Genomic DNA, 16597 nt, shown 5'->3' on the forward strand with positions numbered 1-16597 from the left:
CCGTGCCTCAAACTCGCGTTACCGACCTGCTACGTGCCGACCGAGATGCCTACCGGCTCGAGACTGACGTAGCGGTTCTCGGCGCGGAACATGTCCATCTCGACAAGCCAATTCTCTCCTGCTGCACTGACGTTGACCACCGCCGGCCCGATCTGCTCGATGATCACCTCGAAGCCGTTCCGATGCCCCTCGGACAGCGTGGCCCCCGCGGGCGCGATGGTGATCACGGTCGCCGGCCGCGGCGTCGGTGAGATCGCCGCCTCGATACCGCCGCCTTCGAGCGCGCCCCCACCGCCGCCACGTCGCGGCGCGTACTCGACGACGCTGACGGTGGTCCGCGGTGCTGGACGCGGACTGCTCACCACGCTGATCTCCGGCATGCGCACACTGACCCAGCGCGACATGTCGCGGGTGTGCACGCACACCCGCTCGCCGGCACCGGCGGTCCGGATCACGATCCGCTTGGCGATCGGGTCGTCGGCGGCGACGAACACGCGCGAGAGCTCACCGGCATCGGTAACCGGTATCAGCAGCCGGTCACCGTTGCTGAGCTTGCCGATCAGCACGCCCGACGGTCCGATCTCGGTGATCAGCTCCGCCGGCAGCGGGCTGCGCCGCAATCCGCGCAGATGCGGACGCGGGCCGCACATGTTCGCGGATGCCGCGGCGGCCTGCTCGCCGTTGAGCCGGCGCAGGATGACGCTGGGCGGTGTCGGGGCCGGCGTGGGCGTGCGCACGGTGATGGTGGCGGTGCACTTGGCGTCCGGGTATACGGTCACGTTCTGGATGACCTCGTCGGCGCGCAGCGTCCACGCCTGCGAGAGGTTGCGTGACGTGATCGCCTCGGGCGGGTACGCATAGGTGGTCATCCAACCCGCTTCTCCGCGTATCGCTTTCCATCGCTGCACGGTTCCTGACACCGCGTCCCACCCCAACCGGCGGTCGAGCTCGACGAGGTCGGTGGCGGTGGCCACCTTGGCGCGCAACCCCTGGCAGCGCAGCAGTCCGGCGATGCGTTGCGCGACCGAAATGGCCGCCGAGCCAACGGTGGTGCGCCACAACAGGGCTTGGGCGTTGTCGATCACCGCCAGCCGCATGATCAGCCACGTCTCGCGCCGGCCCGCATACGGCGGGGTTCCGATCTCGGAGTCGTACACCCGCGGAAAGTCCCCGATGGTGCCGTGCCGCGAGCCGACGGTGACCACGCTGATCGAATCGAGCTGCAGGCCGAGGGCCTGGTGCAGCATCGGCACCAATTCGACGATGTCCAAGACGTTTTCGGTCTCGACGGTCACCGAGCCGGTCACCCTGGTGGCTCGGTGAGCCCTGCCCAGCAACTGCACCGCGACCACGGCGACGCCGTCGTGCACGCGCACGCCGCCACCGGATCGATTGTTGGCCACGGTGACCGGTGCCGACCAGTCGACCGGGTGCCTGCCACGCCGCCACAACACGGCCCACGACCACGCCGGCTGGCCCCACCAGCGCACGAAGACCAGCGCCACCCCCACCACCACGGCGACGGCGGCGCCGATGTAACCGCCCACCAGCCAGGCGGCGAAGGCGAGCAGGAACACCACCCACACGCCGACCACCCGGCGATTGCTGCCGCGGCTGAACCCGGTCAGTTCGGGTCTCATCGGGCCCTCCGCAGCCGGGCCGCGATCGCGAACACGAGCACGCCGGCGGCCACCGTTCCCAGGAACCCGATGGCGATGTTGCGCGCCCGGTGGTCGGGCGGCGGGGGCGGCGGTGCCGGGGTGATGACCCGGCTCTGCGCACCGGGGGCCATCCGATCGCCCGGGGGGATGTTGAAGGTCAGGGCGGCGACGGGGTCCACCATCCCGTATCCGACCTTATTGTCAACACCCGCAGGCGGATTGTGCGCCGACTGGACGATCCGGTTGATCACCTGATGCGCGCTGAGGTCGGGGAATTTCGCGCGCACCAACGCCGCGACGCCGCTGACGTAGGCCGCCGAGAAACTGGTGCCCCAGAACGGCATGTTCTTCTCGCCCGGTCGCGACGGCGGGTAGGCATTGACCGGGCCACCGCCTTGCGGTGAGAGGCCCATGATATGGGTTCCCGGTGCGGCCACGCCGACCCAGGGGCCCGTCATACTCTTGTCGAGCGGCGCACCGCTGCTGTCGACGGCGCCCACCGACAGGACGTAATCGGAAAACCACGACGGCGCCGAGACGATCTTGACCTCATGCCAATCTCGCGGATCCGACGGGTCCAGCGGGTCATACATCGGGTTGTTGTTGCAGCCCGCTTCCCCATCGTTGCCGGCGGCCGCGACGATCACCGCGTCCTTCGCGGTCGCCGCGTACCACAGCGCTGCACCGAGGGCGCGCTGATCGGCCGGGGCCGCCGCGGGCAGGCACGCGGTGACCGAAATGTTGATCACCTTGGCCCCCATGTTGGCGGCGTGAACCACCGCGCGCGCAACCGAATTCAGCGTTCCGGCCTTGACCTTCTCGTCCGAGTAGGGATCCCCCGGCGGCGGGTTGACCGGCTCGAAGGCTCGTGACGACTGTCGGATCGAGATGATGGTCGCGTGCGGGGCCACGCCCACCACCCCGTCGGGCGCGCCCGGGGGAAGCGGCGGCACCGCGGGCTCGTCCTCGGTCTGCGGGTCGGGCGGTCCGTTCGACGCGGCCGTGGCACCGCCCCCCTCCGGCGGCGGGGGCGGCGGTGGTGGCGGGGGCGGAAGCACCTGGGTGATCGTCACCGGCGGCGGCGGTGGTGGGGGAGCCACCGGGGGCGGAACCTCGACCGGTGGGGGCGGCGCGCCGACGACCGGCGGCGGCGCGGCCGGCGGGGGGAATGCGGGAGTGGCGGGCATCGGTCGCGGCATCGGCAAGATCCCTTGGGGCGCAGCGCCGATGATCGAGCTGACGATCGTGCCGTGGGCGTCGCAGTCCGATAGGCCGTCCTCTCCCATGATGTAGTCGCCGCCGGGCACCACCGGCAGCCGCGGGTTCGGGGTGACGCCGGTGTCGATGACGGCCACGGGGACGCCGTTGCCGGTGCTGTACTGCCAGGCCTTCGTGATGTTGAGCAGGTTGAAGCCCGGGGCCATCTGCGCCACGTCGGGGTTGCGCACGGTGATCGGGGTCGAGCAGCTGTTGGCACGGCGCATCGGCTGATCGGATCGTGGCGGCCCGTCCGGCGGCACCATTCCCGGATCCACCGCGGGCGGTGTAATGGCAAGTGCGACAGGGGTATTGGCTGCTAACGCGACCAGGGTGACAGCGGCGGTCATCGCCGCGGCCCTTCTCAGTGGCGAATCCACGTGAAGAGCCCTCCCAAGGCCGCCGCCGCTGGCAGCAAGACGATGAACGCGAGCACTTCCACCCATTCCACGGTCAACCGGATGAATGGCCGAAACCTCATGGCCGGCACCAAAAGGGCTGCGGCCAAACCCAATGCGGCGAAGGTCGCCACCGCCACCGCGGGCCACATCAACCCGGTCATCACATCCCTCGGCGCGGCGACGGCGTATTTGACCACGCCCGCGCACACCGCGGCCGATGCCCCGCACACCAGGGCGATGGCCTGGTATTTGGCGGCGAATCCGCGTCCCTGGGTGAGGAAGATGCCGGCCACGAGCCCGGCCACCACCAACGCCAACCATGCCCATGGGCGTCCCGGCGCCAGAACCCCCCACACCGCGGCGGGCAACACGATCGACACCCCGACGCACAGGCCCACCTGCACCGCATTGACCAACCGCGCCGAGGCGGCGATCGCGGCGCCGCGCGCGGTGATGTCGGTCAATTCGTTGTCCTCGTCCTCGGATTCGTCCTCGCTGACCGGGGAGACCGTGTCGACGGGCATTCCCTCGCGCCGTGCGAACAGGTCCCGACCGGTGATCGATCCGAAATGCGGCGGCCGGACCCGTGCGACCCACAGCGCGATCAGCGGAGCCATCCGGACCAGCACCAGCAGGCCTACCAGGACGCAGACCGCCAGCACCTGGGCCGAGGCCGGCCGGAACATCCGGACGGCGGCGACTGCGGCCAGGACCCCGCAGACCGTCACCACCGCGGTGACCACCGCGGTCTGCCAACGGTTCCGCGCCGTGATCCCGATGGCGATGGCGCCCAGGATCACGATGACGGCGCCGATCAGCCCGTGCGCCGCGCCGAGCCTGCCTGGCGGCGCGCAGCCGCCGGCGGTGGCCAGCGACAGGACCGCCAGCCACGCGAAGCCGCTGAACAGGTCGCGCCGCTCCCGCCACCCGCTCCGCACCACCAGCGTCGCCACCAACAGCAGGAGACCGACGGCGCCCGCCACCGCGGCCGGAATCGGGCCGTCGGTGAATGTCCGGGCCCGCAGGGTCAGGGCCACGACGACCCCGACCGCCATTGCGATCACCGCGACCGCGGTATGGGCGGCGGTCAGCGGCGTCACCGGCGCGAACATCCGATCGCCGCCGTCGCGGCCCAGCCACTTTCCCATCGCCGCCAAACCCGTCGACAGCGACTCGTACTGCGGTTCGAAGGACTCGCCGTCCACCCTGGGCACCAGCACCAGGGTGTCGCCGTCCTGGACGCCCAGCTCGTCGAGGCTTTTGTTGATATCGAGCCGGACCCCGTTGATCTTGTGTAGTTCGTAGCTGCCCGCGGGCAAGGCGATGCCCTCAAAGCCTTTGCGCTTCAGGTCGGCGTCGAACAGCTCGACCATTCCCTCGAAGAATCCCTCCATCGGAATTCCGGCGGGAAACACCTGGGAACACAGGTGCTTTTCGTAAGAAATGTTGACCGCACAACGCGCCGGGAAAGCGACCTTATGCGGCGCTGTCACGGCACTGACCGCTCGGCGTCAGGAATGTATTTGTCCGCCAGCCCGGCGGTGATTTCGAAGAGGCGCAATCGCGTTTTCTTCTTCAGTTCGTGAACGGTATCGATGATGCCACCTTTGGCGAGGTGGGGATCAAACGGCAGCGCTTCGACCGTCGCCCCCACCTTGGTGAAACGCTCGGTCAAGTACGCCAACGCGTCCTTGTCGGTGATCTGGTCGGTGTGGTTCACAATTACGGTGCTGCGCGAAACCAACTCGTGGTAGCCCTGCGAGCGCAGGTAGTCCACCGCCCGTAACACCGGACGGGACCGGTCCGCGGTGATGCCGGAGACGAAGACCAGGGTGTCGGTGTTCTCCAATACCGGCTTCATCACCTCGTGTTCGAGGTCGGGCGAGGTGTCGACGATCATCACCGTGTGGGTGCGACGCAGGCGCGACAGCACCCCGGAGAACATCGCGGGCACCAACGGCCTGGGCTGGTCGGAAGTGCGGTTGCCGGCCAGGACGTCAAGCCCAATGACGTTCTGTCCCAGATGTTCTCGAATATCCGCGTAGCCCTGGACATCGGTGTCGTTGATGATCGCGGTGTAGTCGCCGGGCGGGGATTCATCGATGCGGTCGGCCAGTGTCCCGAAGCCCGGGACGGCGTCGATCGCAATCACGTTCTGCGGGCGGCATTCCCGGAACACACCCCCGAGGCAGGCGACCAGCGTCGTGACGCCCACGCCGCCCTTGCCGGAGACGACCGTGATGACGTATTGCCGTCGAATATGCCGCCGGATGCGATTCTGCAAATCCCGGTAGTGCCGTTCCCGGGGGGACTCGCCCGGATTTATTTGATGAAAAGAGATGGTGTAAATGAATTTCCGCCAGCCCGACCCTGGTGGAATTTTCCGCGGCGCGGCCAGATCGGTAATACGCATGGTGTCCGATACCGAATCCGGGAAGTTGCTGGCCCCTGACGGATCCCCCCGTCTGAGCGCTCCTTCGTCCGACATATTCGGGTCATTCCAAGGGCTCGTCACGACGAGATGCTAACACGGTTGGGGATACCGCGTTTACCCGTTCAGAAACCTTTCAAGTTCGACAGACGTTGCTATTCCAAGACTTTGGTTATCTAAGTTACTTTCGTCAGTTCGCTTCCGGCGCACCGTCACACGACTCGCCGATACGAGTGCCACTCGTCGCCGGCGGGCAGCCGGCGGATGAGCCGTTGAATCGCTCCGCCGATGTCCGTGCGCGACCCGGGCGAGAGAATCTGGTACTGGCGCTGCCCCGAGGTGACGCTCTCGATGCAGATTCGCCCCGCGGGGGTGTCGACGATGGACACCGTCGCATCCCCGACGGCGATCCGCGCCAATGCGTCCGGCCCCACACCGGCCTGCAGCCCGACGATGTTGGCGTGTGCGGACCGCGCAGGATCGGCGGCCGTCAGCACCATCTGCAGCTGGTCGGCGTCGAGGCGTTGTTCCAGCAGGAACGATCGCAGGCTGGCGGTGTCGCGCACCGAGTTCAGCAGCTGCTCGGTATCTAGGGTGACCGGTTTCAGCGGCGCCGCCTCGGCCACCCCGCACAGCCGCTCGATCTGACCGACCACCAGGTCCCTGGCCGATGCTTCGTTGGTGGCCGTGCCGGCGGGATACAGCCGCACCATGTCGGCGTGGCGTTCCAGGACCACCCACCACGTCGCGAAGCGGCAGATCGATGCCCGGGTCGGCTCGCGGCCCGGGACGCCGATCATCAGCAGCAGCCCCAGGTCGCGCCGCAGCAGGACCGTCAGCCACTCGCGAATCATCGGGTCGACGTTGCCGGCCTCGTCGAGCGCCCCGGCGGCCACCAACTCGGCGGCCGCGGGGTGGCTGCGCGCGCGCTCCGGGGTGTCCAGACGCGGCAGCATGGGCCGCAGCCCCAGTTCAGGGCAGGTCTGCTCCACCCCGGTGATCGCCTGCAAAACCCATAAGCCGTCGACCGTGGTGGTCAGCATGTCGCCTTACCCTCACTCAGTGGGTCCCCCGACCGGTGGATAAGAGACCAAAAGGTGGGGCACACACGCCCGGCGCATCTGCCCCACCCCCGCTTGTCGGTGTGGTCGAGCGGGCTCAGAACAGCCCAGCGATGTGCTGGTCGGTGCTGAGCGCGTTGTCCAGCACGTGGGAGGTCGTCACCCCGTGCTGGCGGATGGTGTCGATGAGACCCTGAAGGCCGGACAGCATCTGGGCCTGCGCCTCGAAGAAGCCCGATGCGCCGTGGCCGGCGAAGAATTCCTGCAGGGCGTGCGTGCGGTTGGAGGTGTCGTCGAAAATCGACTGCAACTGGCCGGCGCGGGAGGCGACATCGGTGGCGAAGTCGGCGACGGCTCCCGGGTTATAAGTGATCGGGTCGGACATGATGAAAATCCTTTCAAAAGACCATTAATGAATTGATGAATGACTGGGTGATCAGGAGCCGTGGCCGCCGAATAGCGCGCTAAAGGCGTGCGAGGAATCCGCCTCGTGGCCTTCCATCAGCGCCGCCGCCTTCGTCAGGCCCTCGGCCAGACGGGTGCCGCCGGTCAAGACTTTGTTCAAGTCGTTTTGAACCTCGATGGCCGTCGCGTGCGACGCCGTCACAGCAGAACCAGACCAGGTGGACGGGTTCATCACGTTTTCTTGATTCGCGACGTATCCCTGGCCAATCCCGATCGCGTGCTCCATGTTCGCTTGGATAGCGTTGGAAGCATCGCGAAGCATTTGCGGTGTTACTTTGATTGTCACGGAATTCTCCTTCTCCGGTGGGCCGCCCCCCGTGAGGGCATGAAGCGAAGTGTATGGCGGCTATTTGGACCTGTCGATTCACCTTTCACCAGGGGTTGGCTTCACACTCGAGCGTCGACGACCCGCACGGTCGCGGGCTGGTCGGCCTTGTCACGGGAGCCGCGGTCGCCTCCCGCCCCGTGCCCCACGGGCATACCGCCCATCGGGGCACCACCCATCGTCGTGGTCTGCGGTCGCATGGCCTCGGCGCCTAATGCCCCGGCCGGTCGCAGGCCCACCGGCCGGCCACCGGTGGCCGGCTCGAAGGCGCTCACCGGGCGGGTGAAACTCGTCGCGGGCACGCCCGCGCCGCCCACGGATGCGCCCCCGCCGGCACCGGCCTCCGCCGCGGAAAGCCCCGTGGTGGCCGACACCGTCGAAACGGCGGGGGTCGCCCCGCCCATGCCGAGGGCGCCCGGATTGGAGAACATGCCCATCAGCGGCTGCATCATCTGCATCGGCGCCTGCATCATCTGCATGGGAGCCTGCATCACTTGCGGGACCGCTCCCATCAGTTGCTGCGCCGGCTGCATCAACGAGGTGGCCTGACTCATGAAGTCCTGTCCACCCGAGGCCGCCCGACCGGCTCCCTGCGTCCCGGTCTGCGCGCCCTGCATCGCGGCGCGCATGCCGTCGCCGGCCCCTTGTTCCGCGGCGGATTCGCCGATCGCCGCGGCGGCCTGGGCGGGTGCGGCCGGTGATGCGCCCATGGTGGCGATCGGCGGCGGAATGGTCAGGCTTTGCGACAAGGCCGTCAGGATCGTTCCGTAGCTGGCGCCGACGGCGGAGTTGTTCGGCCACATGGACCCGAAATACTCGAGCTCCAGCGACGTGATGCGCGGCGTCAGCGCGCCGAGAACCAGCGGGTTGATGCCATAGTCGGTGGCCGTCTCGGTGCGGTTCTCGATGCACTCGGGTGCGGGACGCATCGAGCCGTACGCCATCTGGTACGCCGAGACCGCGGTCGACACCACCGCCGGCTTGACATCGACCCAGCCGGCCAGCCCATGCAGCGATGCGTTCAGTGCGGTCGCGTTCGCCGCCGAGGCCAACGAACCCGAGCCCGTCCAGCTCGCCGACGTCGCGACGGTGTTGATCGTTGACGCGATGCTGGAGCCGTGATGGGTCGCCGCCAGGACGGTCCAGGCCGCCTGGTTGGCCAGGTGCGTGATGACGCCGGCCCCCGCCTTGAGTAACAGGTCGTTTTCCTCAGGCGTACGCGCAGCCCACCCCGGATCGGCCATGCGTACTTCCCCCTTTTACGTCCCTAGGTCCTAGGCCCCGATCGCCATCGTCAGGCTGCGCATGAGCTCGGTGACGACGTACGTACTCGACGCGATGCTCTGCGCGCCGGCGAACAAACCGCGCTGGGTGGCGTGCTCGGACACTACGCCCAGGTAGCTGCCGCCGCAGGCGTTGAGCGCCGCCGCGAACATGGCCGAATCGGGGTCGCCGCCCATGGGCAGCACCCCCAGCAGGACGGGTGCCGCAGCCGAAGCCGCGGCCTCAGTCTCCGCGCTGATCGCCGTCTCGGCGCTCGACGACGCCAGAACCGCCTCGGGCTGCGCTGACAACACCATGATTTCCCTCCGAACGCTCAACCCAAATCCACGTGCTTGGGGCCTTAGTGTAGTGCGCTTTCACTGATCTTGTATTCACTACGGTTTTGGCCGGACTTAAGGCCCGGAATTCGGTTATCTAGCGCTGGTCCCGCGCGTGAAAGCACTGGATTCCCAGACGGAGTCGTCAATAAACCCCAGTCGCCACTCAGGACCCGGGAGCCACAAATGCACCTCGACCACCTTCCGTGCGGCGCAACGGTCGCATTGTTTAATCGCGGTCGTGGTGGCATACGGCTTCGAGTTTGATGCCGAATGGGTCATACCAGAATGTGGCGTAGTAATGGCCGGGATACTGCGGGAAATGACCGGGCGGATGAATGACCGTACTACCGATTCCCACGACATGGTCGTGCACGGCGCGCACCGACGACCGGTGCCGCACAATGAAAGCCAGATGTTGCAGCCCGGTTTGTTGCGCCGAGTAGTCATGCGACTCCAGCGCCGGATAGAAGAACAGGAATGCGCCGGGCTTGTTGCCGGCGGGCCGATACGAGAATTCGTCGACGGCATGAAAAAACGGCTCAAAACCGACCAGGGGCATCAGCGCGTCGTAGTACCGCTTTGCGGCTGACAGATCGGGCACGTTGATCCCGAGGTGGCCGAGCATGCCTCATTGTCCGATATCCGCGGCGCGGGTGCGGGGCCGGCCCGGCCGGGGCGATCCGCCGCTAGGCCGGACCGCGCCCGTCGCCGGCCAGCCGCAGCAGCAGCCGGGTGCCACCGAGCGGACTGGTCTGCAATGCCGCTGTGCCACCGTGCAATTCGGCCTGCTGGGCGACCAGCGCCAGGCCCAGCCCGGAGCCCGACCGCGAGGCTGTCGAGCCCCGGGCGAACCGTTCGAAGACCGTGGCGCGTTCGGATTCCGGAACGCCGGTGCCGTCGTCGTCGATCGCGATCTCCACGCCCTCACCGGAACTGCCGACGGTCAGCAGGATCTTGCCGGCATTGCCGTGCTTGACGGCGTTGGCGATGGCGTTGTCGATCACCAGCCGCAGCCCGGTGGGCAGCCCGATCATCAGCACCGTCGGCGACGGCACCAGCGAGACCTCCACGTCGGGATAGACGCGCAGCGCGTCGTGAGCGGCGCGATCGAGCAGCTCGGTGATGTCGAACGGGACGAAGTCGTCAACGGTCGTCAGCTCACCCTGGGCCAGCCGTTCGAGCGCGGTCAGCGTCGCCTCGATGCGGCTTTGCGTGCGGATGACGTCGCCGATCACCTCCTGGCGCTGCTCATGCGGCAGATCCAGCGTGGAGAGCACCTCCAGGTTGGTGCGCATGGCGGTCAGCGGCGTGCGCAACTCGTGGGAGGCGACCGCGGCGAAGTCGCGGGCGGACTCCAGCGCGGCCTTGGTGCGCTGCTGCTCCTTGCCGATGCGGGCCAGCATCCCCTCGACCGCTTCGGCGATCTCGACGGCCTCGCGCACGCCGCGAACCTGCACCTCGTCGGGACTGGACTGGGCATTGATCGCGCGGGCCTGCTGGGCGAGCAGCAGGAACGGGTTGACCATGATCAGCGAGATCACCCAGCCCACCACCACGGTGCCGCCGATGACGCTGGCGCAGATCAGCAGCACCCGCAGGTGCAGTTCGTTGATCCGATGCTGGGCTTCGGCCAGCGGCGCGGCCAACGCTATCGAGGCGGGGCCCGCGGTGAAGGTGCGGACCCGGTACTGCACCCCGTTGATCGTGGTGTTGGCATAGCCGTCGGGAAGCTGAGGCAACACGATGCCGCTGGGCACCGACACGGTCACCCCGCCGATGCGCGCGGTGCGCACCAGGTTGCCGTCCGGCGCCGGCCGATCGGGACTCGCGTGCTGCGCGTTGTTGAGCAGGCTGCTGATGTCACCCAGGCTGCTGACCGAATCGAGCCGACGATCGAGCTGGTTGTACTGATCGTTGGTCACGCCCACCCACACCCAGGTGCCCAGCAGGACGACGAGCGTCATCACCGATATAGCGGCGACGATGACGATGGTGCGCAGCGACAGCACCCGCATCGGTAGCTGTACACGCGGTAGGACGCGAATGTCAGGCTCCTTCGGACGATCGCCGGTCCTTCTCAATCAATCCGGCTACCACCCTCACAGGGGTACCGGTCCGGCGCGATCAAGCGCGGTGGCGTTTCGCAAGAATTTAACGCTAACCGCATCGCCTTCCCCTCCGTCACGTGCCAAAACCGCTCCGATTTTGCCCTGACCAGGGTGAGTGAGTACTCTCTCACCATGCTCACCGAGCCGGGCCGGGGACGCGACCGGCTGCTCTCCGCGGCCCTGCGGCTGTTTGCCGCCAAGGGCTATGCGGCGACGTCGGTGGCCGACATCCAGCGGGAGTCGGGGCTGGCGCCGGGGTCCGGGGCGCTCTACAAGCATTTCGGCTCCAAGCGCGAACTGCTCGAGGCGGCGGTCGCCCACCGGATCGACAGCATCGTCGCCGCGCGCGAGCAGTACGACGCCGGGCAACCGGGCAGCGTCGAGCGGGCGGTGCGCATCGCTGGCCAGCTGATCTGGAGCAACCTCAAGCAGAGCGAGGATCTGCTCAAGGTCATGCTGCGCGAACCCGACGAGCTCGGCGATCTCGGTGAGAAGACGTGGCAGGTCATCACCGACAACGCCTACCAACGCTTCGCCGACGAGCTCGCCGCTTCGAATCGGTCCGGCCGCACCAGCATTCCCGACCCCGAGGCGGCCGCCGCCGTCGCGATCGGGTCGCTGTCCTATGCGGCGACGCTGCAGGCGCTGACAGGTCGCCTTCCCGGTAACACCGACGAAGAACGCTATTTCGAGGCGTGGGTCAACCAAACGGTCAGCGTCCTCGCCCAGTACAGAAACCCTCAAAACCCTTGAACACCAATGATTCAGGAGCACAGCTGTGACATTTTCCATGCAACTGTCCGACGACGTGATCGAAGTCCGCGATTGGGTGCACAAGTTTTCGGCCGACGTCATCCGCCCGGCCGCGGCCGAATGGGACGAACGGGAGGAAACCCCGTGGCCGGTGATCCAGGAGGCCGCGAAGGTGGGGCTGTACTCCCCGGACTTCTTTGCGCAGCAGGCCGCCGAAGAGACCGGGCTGGGGATGCTGACCGCGTTCGAAGAGATGTTCTGGGGTGACGCCGGCATCGCGCTGTCGATCATGGGCACCGGCCTGGCCGCGGCGGCGTTGGCGGGCAACGGAACTCCCGAACAGCTGGGCCAGTGGCTTCCCGAGATGTTCGGCACGCCCGACGACCCTAAGCTCGGCGCGTTCTGCTCGTCGGAGCCCGACGCCGGTTCTGACGTCGGCGGCATCCGCACCCGGGCGCGCTACGACGAGGCCGCCGGCGAATGGGTGCTCAACGGCACCAAGACCTGGGCCACCAACGGCGGCATCGCCAACGTCCACATCGTGGTGGCCTCGGTTTACCCCGAGCTCGGCAGCCGCGGCCAGGCCAGCTTCGTCATCGGACCGGACACCAAAGGTCTGGCGCAGGGCCAGAAATTCAAGAAGCACGGGATCCGCGCTTCCCACACCGCCGAGGTGGTCCTCGACAACGTGCGCCTGCCTGAGGATGCCATCCTGGGCGGCCGGGAGAAGTTCGAGGCCCGGATCGCACGGGTCAAGTCCGGTGCTTCCACCGGCGGCCAGGCGGCGATGAAGACGTTCGAGCGCACCCGGCCCACGGTCGGAGCGATGGCCGTCGGCGTCGCGCGGGCCGCCTACGAGTACGCACTCGAATATGCCTGCCAGCGTGAGCAATTCGGCCGCAAGATCGGTGAGTTTCAGGCGGTGGCGTTCAAGCTCGCGGATATGAAGAGCCGTGTCGACGCGGCCCGCCTGCTGGTGTGGCGGGCCGGCTGGATGGCGCGCAACAACCAGAACTTCGACTCCGCCGAGGGGTCGATGGCCAAGCTGGTCGCGAGCGAGGCCGCGGTCTACGTCACCGACGAGGCCATCCAGATCCTGGGCGGCAACGGCTATACCCGTGACTACCCCGTGGAGCGCATGCACCGTGACGCGAAGATCTTCACCATCTTCGAGGGCACCAGCGAGATCCAGCGGTTGGTGATTTCGCGGGCGGTGACCGGTCTGCCCATCCGTTAGCGGGCGTACCCGTCCCTGACGTCTGATAGCTTCTGCGGCACACCAACCGTTAGGGGCTGACGTGAAGCGTGCGGTCATCGCGGCACTCGGATTCGTCCTCGTCGGCTGCTACGTCGGCGCGCCCCGCGCGAGCGCGGATAACCCGGCGTGCACGGCGTCGATGTGCGCCTTTTTGTCCCCGTCCCGCAACATCAGTTGCGAGATCAATTACCAGCGCGATCCCGGCATCCCCGACGAGGCCTACTGCCAAACCAACGAGCCGCCCGCGTCGGTGCGCCTGTCGAGCACCGGTGCGGTGACGAACTGCACGGGCATCTCGTGTCTCGGCAACGCCGGGACCGGCACTCCGGTTCTCCCCTACGACCACACCGCCGGAGTCGGCCCTTTCGGCTGCGCTTCCAAGACCGACGGCGTCACCTGCACGGTGCCCTCGGGCCATGGCTTCACGATCTCCAATACGGGCATCACGCCCATCGGGTGATCGGGTGCGCCAGGCAGACATGATGACCGAATGAGCACCGAGATCCGGGTTCTCGACACCGAGGACGACCTCCTCGCCGCGGCCAAGTTGTTTCGCACCGCGATGGTGGGCCTGCCGCCCATCTCGAACCTGCCGCCTGGCCAGATCACCACCATGCTCGACCCCGGCCGCACCATCGGCGCATTCGTCGACGGACGACTCGTCGGGACCGCGGACGCCGTGACGAGCACGCTGACCCTGCCCGGCGGAGCCGCCGTGAACCATGCCGCCGTGACCCACGTCGGCGTGCTGCCGTCGCACACCCGACGGGGCGTCGCCACCGCGCTGATCGGTCACCAGCTGCACGACATCGCCGCGCGCGGTGAGGTGGTGGCGTCGTTGCGGGCCTCGGAGGCCACCATCTATGAGCGATACGGCTACGGCGTGGCGAGTTCCTTCCAGAGCGTGGAGATCGCGACCGCGCGGGCGGCGTTTCGCCCCGACGTCGGGTCGGGCGGTCCGGTGCGGTTGCTCGACGCCGCCGAGGTGTGGGAGGTCTTGCCCCGTGTCTATGACGCCCATCGACCGTCCCGTCCCGGCACCATCGCCCGCCCCCGGACGTGGTGGGGCAGTGCGCGGCGTCGCACCGAATCCTCGTCGGGCGCTTGGTATGTCGCCGTTCATGGCGAACCGGGCGCCGAGTCGGGGTTCGCCCGCTACCGGCCCGTCGACACCGCGAATTGGTTCGTCAGTGACCAGCGCACCGTCGTGGTCGAGGATTTCTTCGCGCCGACCGCGGACGCCTATCTGGGATTGCTGCGTTTCCTGCTCGGCCTGGATCTCGTTCACCGCGTGCTGTTTTGGATGCTGCCCCTCGATGACGCGTTGCCCTGGCTGTTCCTCGATCGCCGGGCGGCGAAGGTCACCGCGGTCCACGACGAGACGTGGCTGCGGATCATCGATGCGCACCGGGCGCTGGCGGCGCGCTCCTATGTTGGCGGCGGAACCGTCACGATCGCGGTGAATGACCCCCTGCTACCGCACAATTCGGCGACTTTCGTCATCACCGGGGACGGTGCCGAACCGACGACCCGCCGCCCCGATGTCCGGGTGGGGATCGAGGGGCTGGGCGCCGCGCTGCTCGGCGGCACGCGCTGGCGCAGTCTCGCGGCCGCGGGGCTGGCCCGGGCTGACGATCCTGTCGCGCTCGACGTGGCCGATCGACTGTTCGCGGTGCCCGAAGTGCCGCATGCCGGCACGTTCTTCTAACGGGCTCAGCGCTGGGGGTCCGACCTCTGCATCGCCAGGCGTATCCCGGCCACGACCAGATCGGGCTGGTGAATCTGGATGAAGTGGTCGCTGCCGGTGGCGATCAGGTGCGGGGTCTGGGGCCGCAGCGCGATCAGATCGGCCGAGGCCTCCCGCCATGCCTGCTCCAGCTTCGCGCCCTGCTCGGGCGAAGCGGTGCCCGGGATCGCGAACGGCTCGGTCCTCGTGAGCACGACGGTGGGGACGGGCGGAAAAGCCGGTGCCGCACCGACTTGTTCGACGCTCTTGTCGATGTCGATCTCCTCGAACGACGGCGCATTCGCAAACTGGGGCAACGGCTGGTCGAGCGCCTGGCGATAGGTCGGCCAATCCGGTCCCAGCAGGCCCGGTATCTCGACCGGGAAGGCATCGACGAACGCCAGCGCCCGCACCTGATCCGGATGCGTCTGGGCGTACAAGCGGATGAACAACCCGCCGAGCGAGTGCCCGACCAGAACGTACGGCCCCGGCAGGTGGGCGGCGGCCAGCAACGCATGCAGATCCCCGACAACGTCCTGCGCGGTGCGCGGCATCGGAACCGGTGAGCTGCGGTCGGTGATGCTGGGCGGATCGGGATAGCGCAGCGTGCCGGGTCGGTCGTAGGCGCAGACGCGGTGGTCGGCCGCCAGGGCAGTCAGTACGGCCGGGCCGGTGGCCGGTGCGGTGGCGTCGGAGTGACTCCACGGATCCGACGAGTTGTGATAGCCGGACTCCAAAATGACTGTGGGGCCGCCCTTCCCGTGGCACTCAAGATACAGGTGCCGACCGTTGCCGATCTCGACCGGACCGGCGAAGACACCGCCGGACGACGGTGCGCCGCGCTGCGCGGGATTCGCGCAGCCCGCCACCGCAATCAGCAACGCGAGGGTCAACAGGTGCCGCGGAACACCCGCAGCAATTCGTCGGATCTCCCGCACGGCGTGCATCGCGCTATTGTGCGGGTAAGCCGCCCCGCGTGAAAGCGTGGCCTGCCTATTGCCGCCCGGCGGGCCCACCGGCGCTGCTGACGCTGTGCCCGACAACGCAAGGGACCGCGCCGTTTTGGGTACCGCTTGCCTGCTGAGGCAAGCCGGCCGGCCGCGGTCAGCCGTGCGGCGCCTCAGAGATCTTGGTGTCGGGCTTGCCGAGCGTCTGGCAATACGTCGTCACCGACAGACGCGTCGCGGAAATCTCCACATTGGTCGGGTCGGTACCGCTCTTGTCCTTGAGCATCTTGCTCACTTCGTCGTTCTGCTTCTTCTCGTCCTGCGTGGTGAAGTCCTTGCACTTGGTGTCCCCGCCGGTGTTGATGATCTGTGAGGCCGAACACGCGCTGGACAGCAAGGCGGAGATCGCGATCGCGGCTGCCGCAATGTACTTCATCATTTGCCTTCCTAGGTGCGAGTAGTGGTATCAGTACACCAAATGACCTGATTTCAAACCCCGAACGGTGACCCGGACCGAAGACCGCCGTGTTTGCAGGACGGCGTGGAATCGGCCACATCGCGGTGCGATGCCCCCAGCGGGAATAACCGCCCGGGTGACCT

The 16597-nt window shown here is 67.6% G+C and carries 16 protein-coding genes and 1 pseudogene; 4 read left to right on the plus strand and 13 right to left on the minus strand.

Features of this window, described 5'->3' with window-relative positions:
- Window positions 1-29 precede the first annotated feature (29 nt).
- From eccE to AC5Y5B_RS09125, 11 genes are all read right to left on the minus strand, one after another.
- On the minus strand, window positions 30-1640 hold the full coding sequence (eccE, locus tag AC5Y5B_RS09075) for a type VII secretion protein EccE (RefSeq protein WP_112635674.1): 1611 nt from the start codon (window positions 1638-1640) through the stop codon (window positions 30-32).
- On the minus strand, window positions 1637-3268 hold the full coding sequence (gene mycP2, locus AC5Y5B_RS09080) for a type VII secretion system ESX-2 serine protease mycosin MycP2 (RefSeq protein WP_289176310.1): 1632 nt from the start codon (window positions 3266-3268) through the stop codon (window positions 1637-1639). The genes eccE and mycP2 overlap by 4 nt, the downstream gene beginning before the upstream one ends.
- 14 nt (window positions 3269-3282) lie before the next feature.
- Complete coding sequence (eccD, locus tag AC5Y5B_RS09085; RefSeq protein ID WP_112632525.1) at window positions 3283-4812, minus strand: type VII secretion integral membrane protein EccD; 1530 nt, start codon at window positions 4810-4812, stop codon at window positions 3283-3285.
- Window positions 4809-5834 carry a MinD/ParA family ATP-binding protein gene (locus AC5Y5B_RS09090; RefSeq protein WP_112632524.1) on the minus strand — a complete coding sequence of 342 codons (1026 nt, stop codon included), beginning with the start codon at window positions 5832-5834 and terminating at the stop codon, window positions 4809-4811. Before AC5Y5B_RS09090 ends, eccD begins: the two co-directional genes overlap by 4 nt.
- A 128-nt stretch (window positions 5835-5962) precedes the next feature.
- Window positions 5963-6793: an ESX secretion-associated protein EspG gene (locus AC5Y5B_RS09095; RefSeq protein ID WP_112632523.1), complete on the minus strand. Its 831-nt coding sequence runs from the start codon at window positions 6791-6793 to the stop codon at window positions 5963-5965.
- 115 nt (window positions 6794-6908) lie between these two features.
- Window positions 6909-7196 (minus strand): WXG100 family type VII secretion target, encoded by a 288-nt coding sequence (locus AC5Y5B_RS09100; RefSeq protein WP_007771836.1) that lies wholly within the window; start codon window positions 7194-7196, stop codon window positions 6909-6911.
- Window positions 7197-7247: 51 nt separating this feature from the next.
- Window positions 7248-7562 (minus strand): WXG100 family type VII secretion target, encoded by a 315-nt coding sequence (locus tag AC5Y5B_RS09105; RefSeq protein ID WP_040630553.1) that lies wholly within the window; start codon window positions 7560-7562, stop codon window positions 7248-7250.
- A 101-nt stretch (window positions 7563-7663) separates the two neighbouring features.
- The gene (locus AC5Y5B_RS09110; RefSeq protein WP_500005170.1) at window positions 7664-8845 is read right to left on the minus strand and encodes a PPE domain-containing protein; all 1182 of its coding nucleotides are present in this window, start codon (window positions 8843-8845) and stop codon (window positions 7664-7666) included.
- A gap of 30 nt (window positions 8846-8875) precedes the next feature.
- Window positions 8876-9181 carry a PE domain-containing protein gene (locus AC5Y5B_RS09115; protein WP_112632521.1) on the minus strand — a complete coding sequence of 102 codons (306 nt, stop codon included), beginning with the start codon at window positions 9179-9181 and terminating at the stop codon, window positions 8876-8878.
- Between the two features lie 250 nt (window positions 9182-9431).
- Window positions 9432-9830 carry a VOC family protein gene (locus tag AC5Y5B_RS09120; RefSeq protein WP_112632520.1) on the minus strand — a complete coding sequence of 133 codons (399 nt, stop codon included), beginning with the start codon at window positions 9828-9830 and terminating at the stop codon, window positions 9432-9434.
- A 61-nt stretch (window positions 9831-9891) separates the two neighbouring features.
- Window positions 9892-11220: a sensor histidine kinase gene (locus AC5Y5B_RS09125; protein ID WP_112632519.1), complete on the minus strand. Its 1329-nt coding sequence runs from the start codon at window positions 11218-11220 to the stop codon at window positions 9892-9894.
- Window positions 11221-11445: 225 nt separating this feature from the next.
- Here AC5Y5B_RS09125 and AC5Y5B_RS09130 point away from each other — a divergent pair.
- The 4 genes and pseudogenes from AC5Y5B_RS09130 (at window position 11446) to AC5Y5B_RS09145 (ending at window position 15032) form a co-directional block, all read left to right on the plus strand.
- Window positions 11446-12095 (plus strand): annotated as a pseudogene (locus AC5Y5B_RS09130) (TetR/AcrR family transcriptional regulator).
- On the plus strand, window positions 12092-13303 hold the full coding sequence (locus tag AC5Y5B_RS09135; RefSeq protein ID WP_112632517.1) for an acyl-CoA dehydrogenase family protein: 1212 nt from the start codon (window positions 12092-12094) through the stop codon (window positions 13301-13303). Before AC5Y5B_RS09130 ends, AC5Y5B_RS09135 begins: the two are co-directional and overlap by 4 nt.
- A gap of 61 nt (window positions 13304-13364) precedes the next feature.
- Entirely contained in the window at window positions 13365-13784 is a 420-nt protein-coding gene (locus tag AC5Y5B_RS09140; protein ID WP_500005174.1) for a hypothetical protein, read from the plus strand.
- Window positions 13785-13814: 30 nt separating this feature from the next.
- The gene (locus AC5Y5B_RS09145) at window positions 13815-15032 is read left to right on the plus strand and encodes a GNAT family N-acetyltransferase (protein ID WP_500005176.1); all 1218 of its coding nucleotides are present in this window, start codon (window positions 13815-13817) and stop codon (window positions 15030-15032) included.
- Between the two features lie 5 nt (window positions 15033-15037).
- On the opposite strand, the gene AC5Y5B_RS09150 is transcribed toward AC5Y5B_RS09145, so the two are convergent.
- Both AC5Y5B_RS09150 and AC5Y5B_RS09155 read right to left on the minus strand, forming a co-directional pair.
- A complete protein-coding gene (locus AC5Y5B_RS09150) occupies window positions 15038-15997 on the minus strand; it encodes an alpha/beta fold hydrolase (protein WP_500005178.1) in 960 nt (319 codons plus the stop codon).
- A 157-nt stretch (window positions 15998-16154) separates the two neighbouring features.
- Window positions 16155-16436, minus strand: a complete 282-nt coding sequence (locus AC5Y5B_RS09155) for a hypothetical protein (RefSeq protein ID WP_500005180.1) — start codon at window positions 16434-16436, stop codon at window positions 16155-16157.
- Window positions 16437-16597 lie beyond the last annotated feature (161 nt).

The organism is Mycobacterium sp. NGS33 (assembly GCF_059812885.1).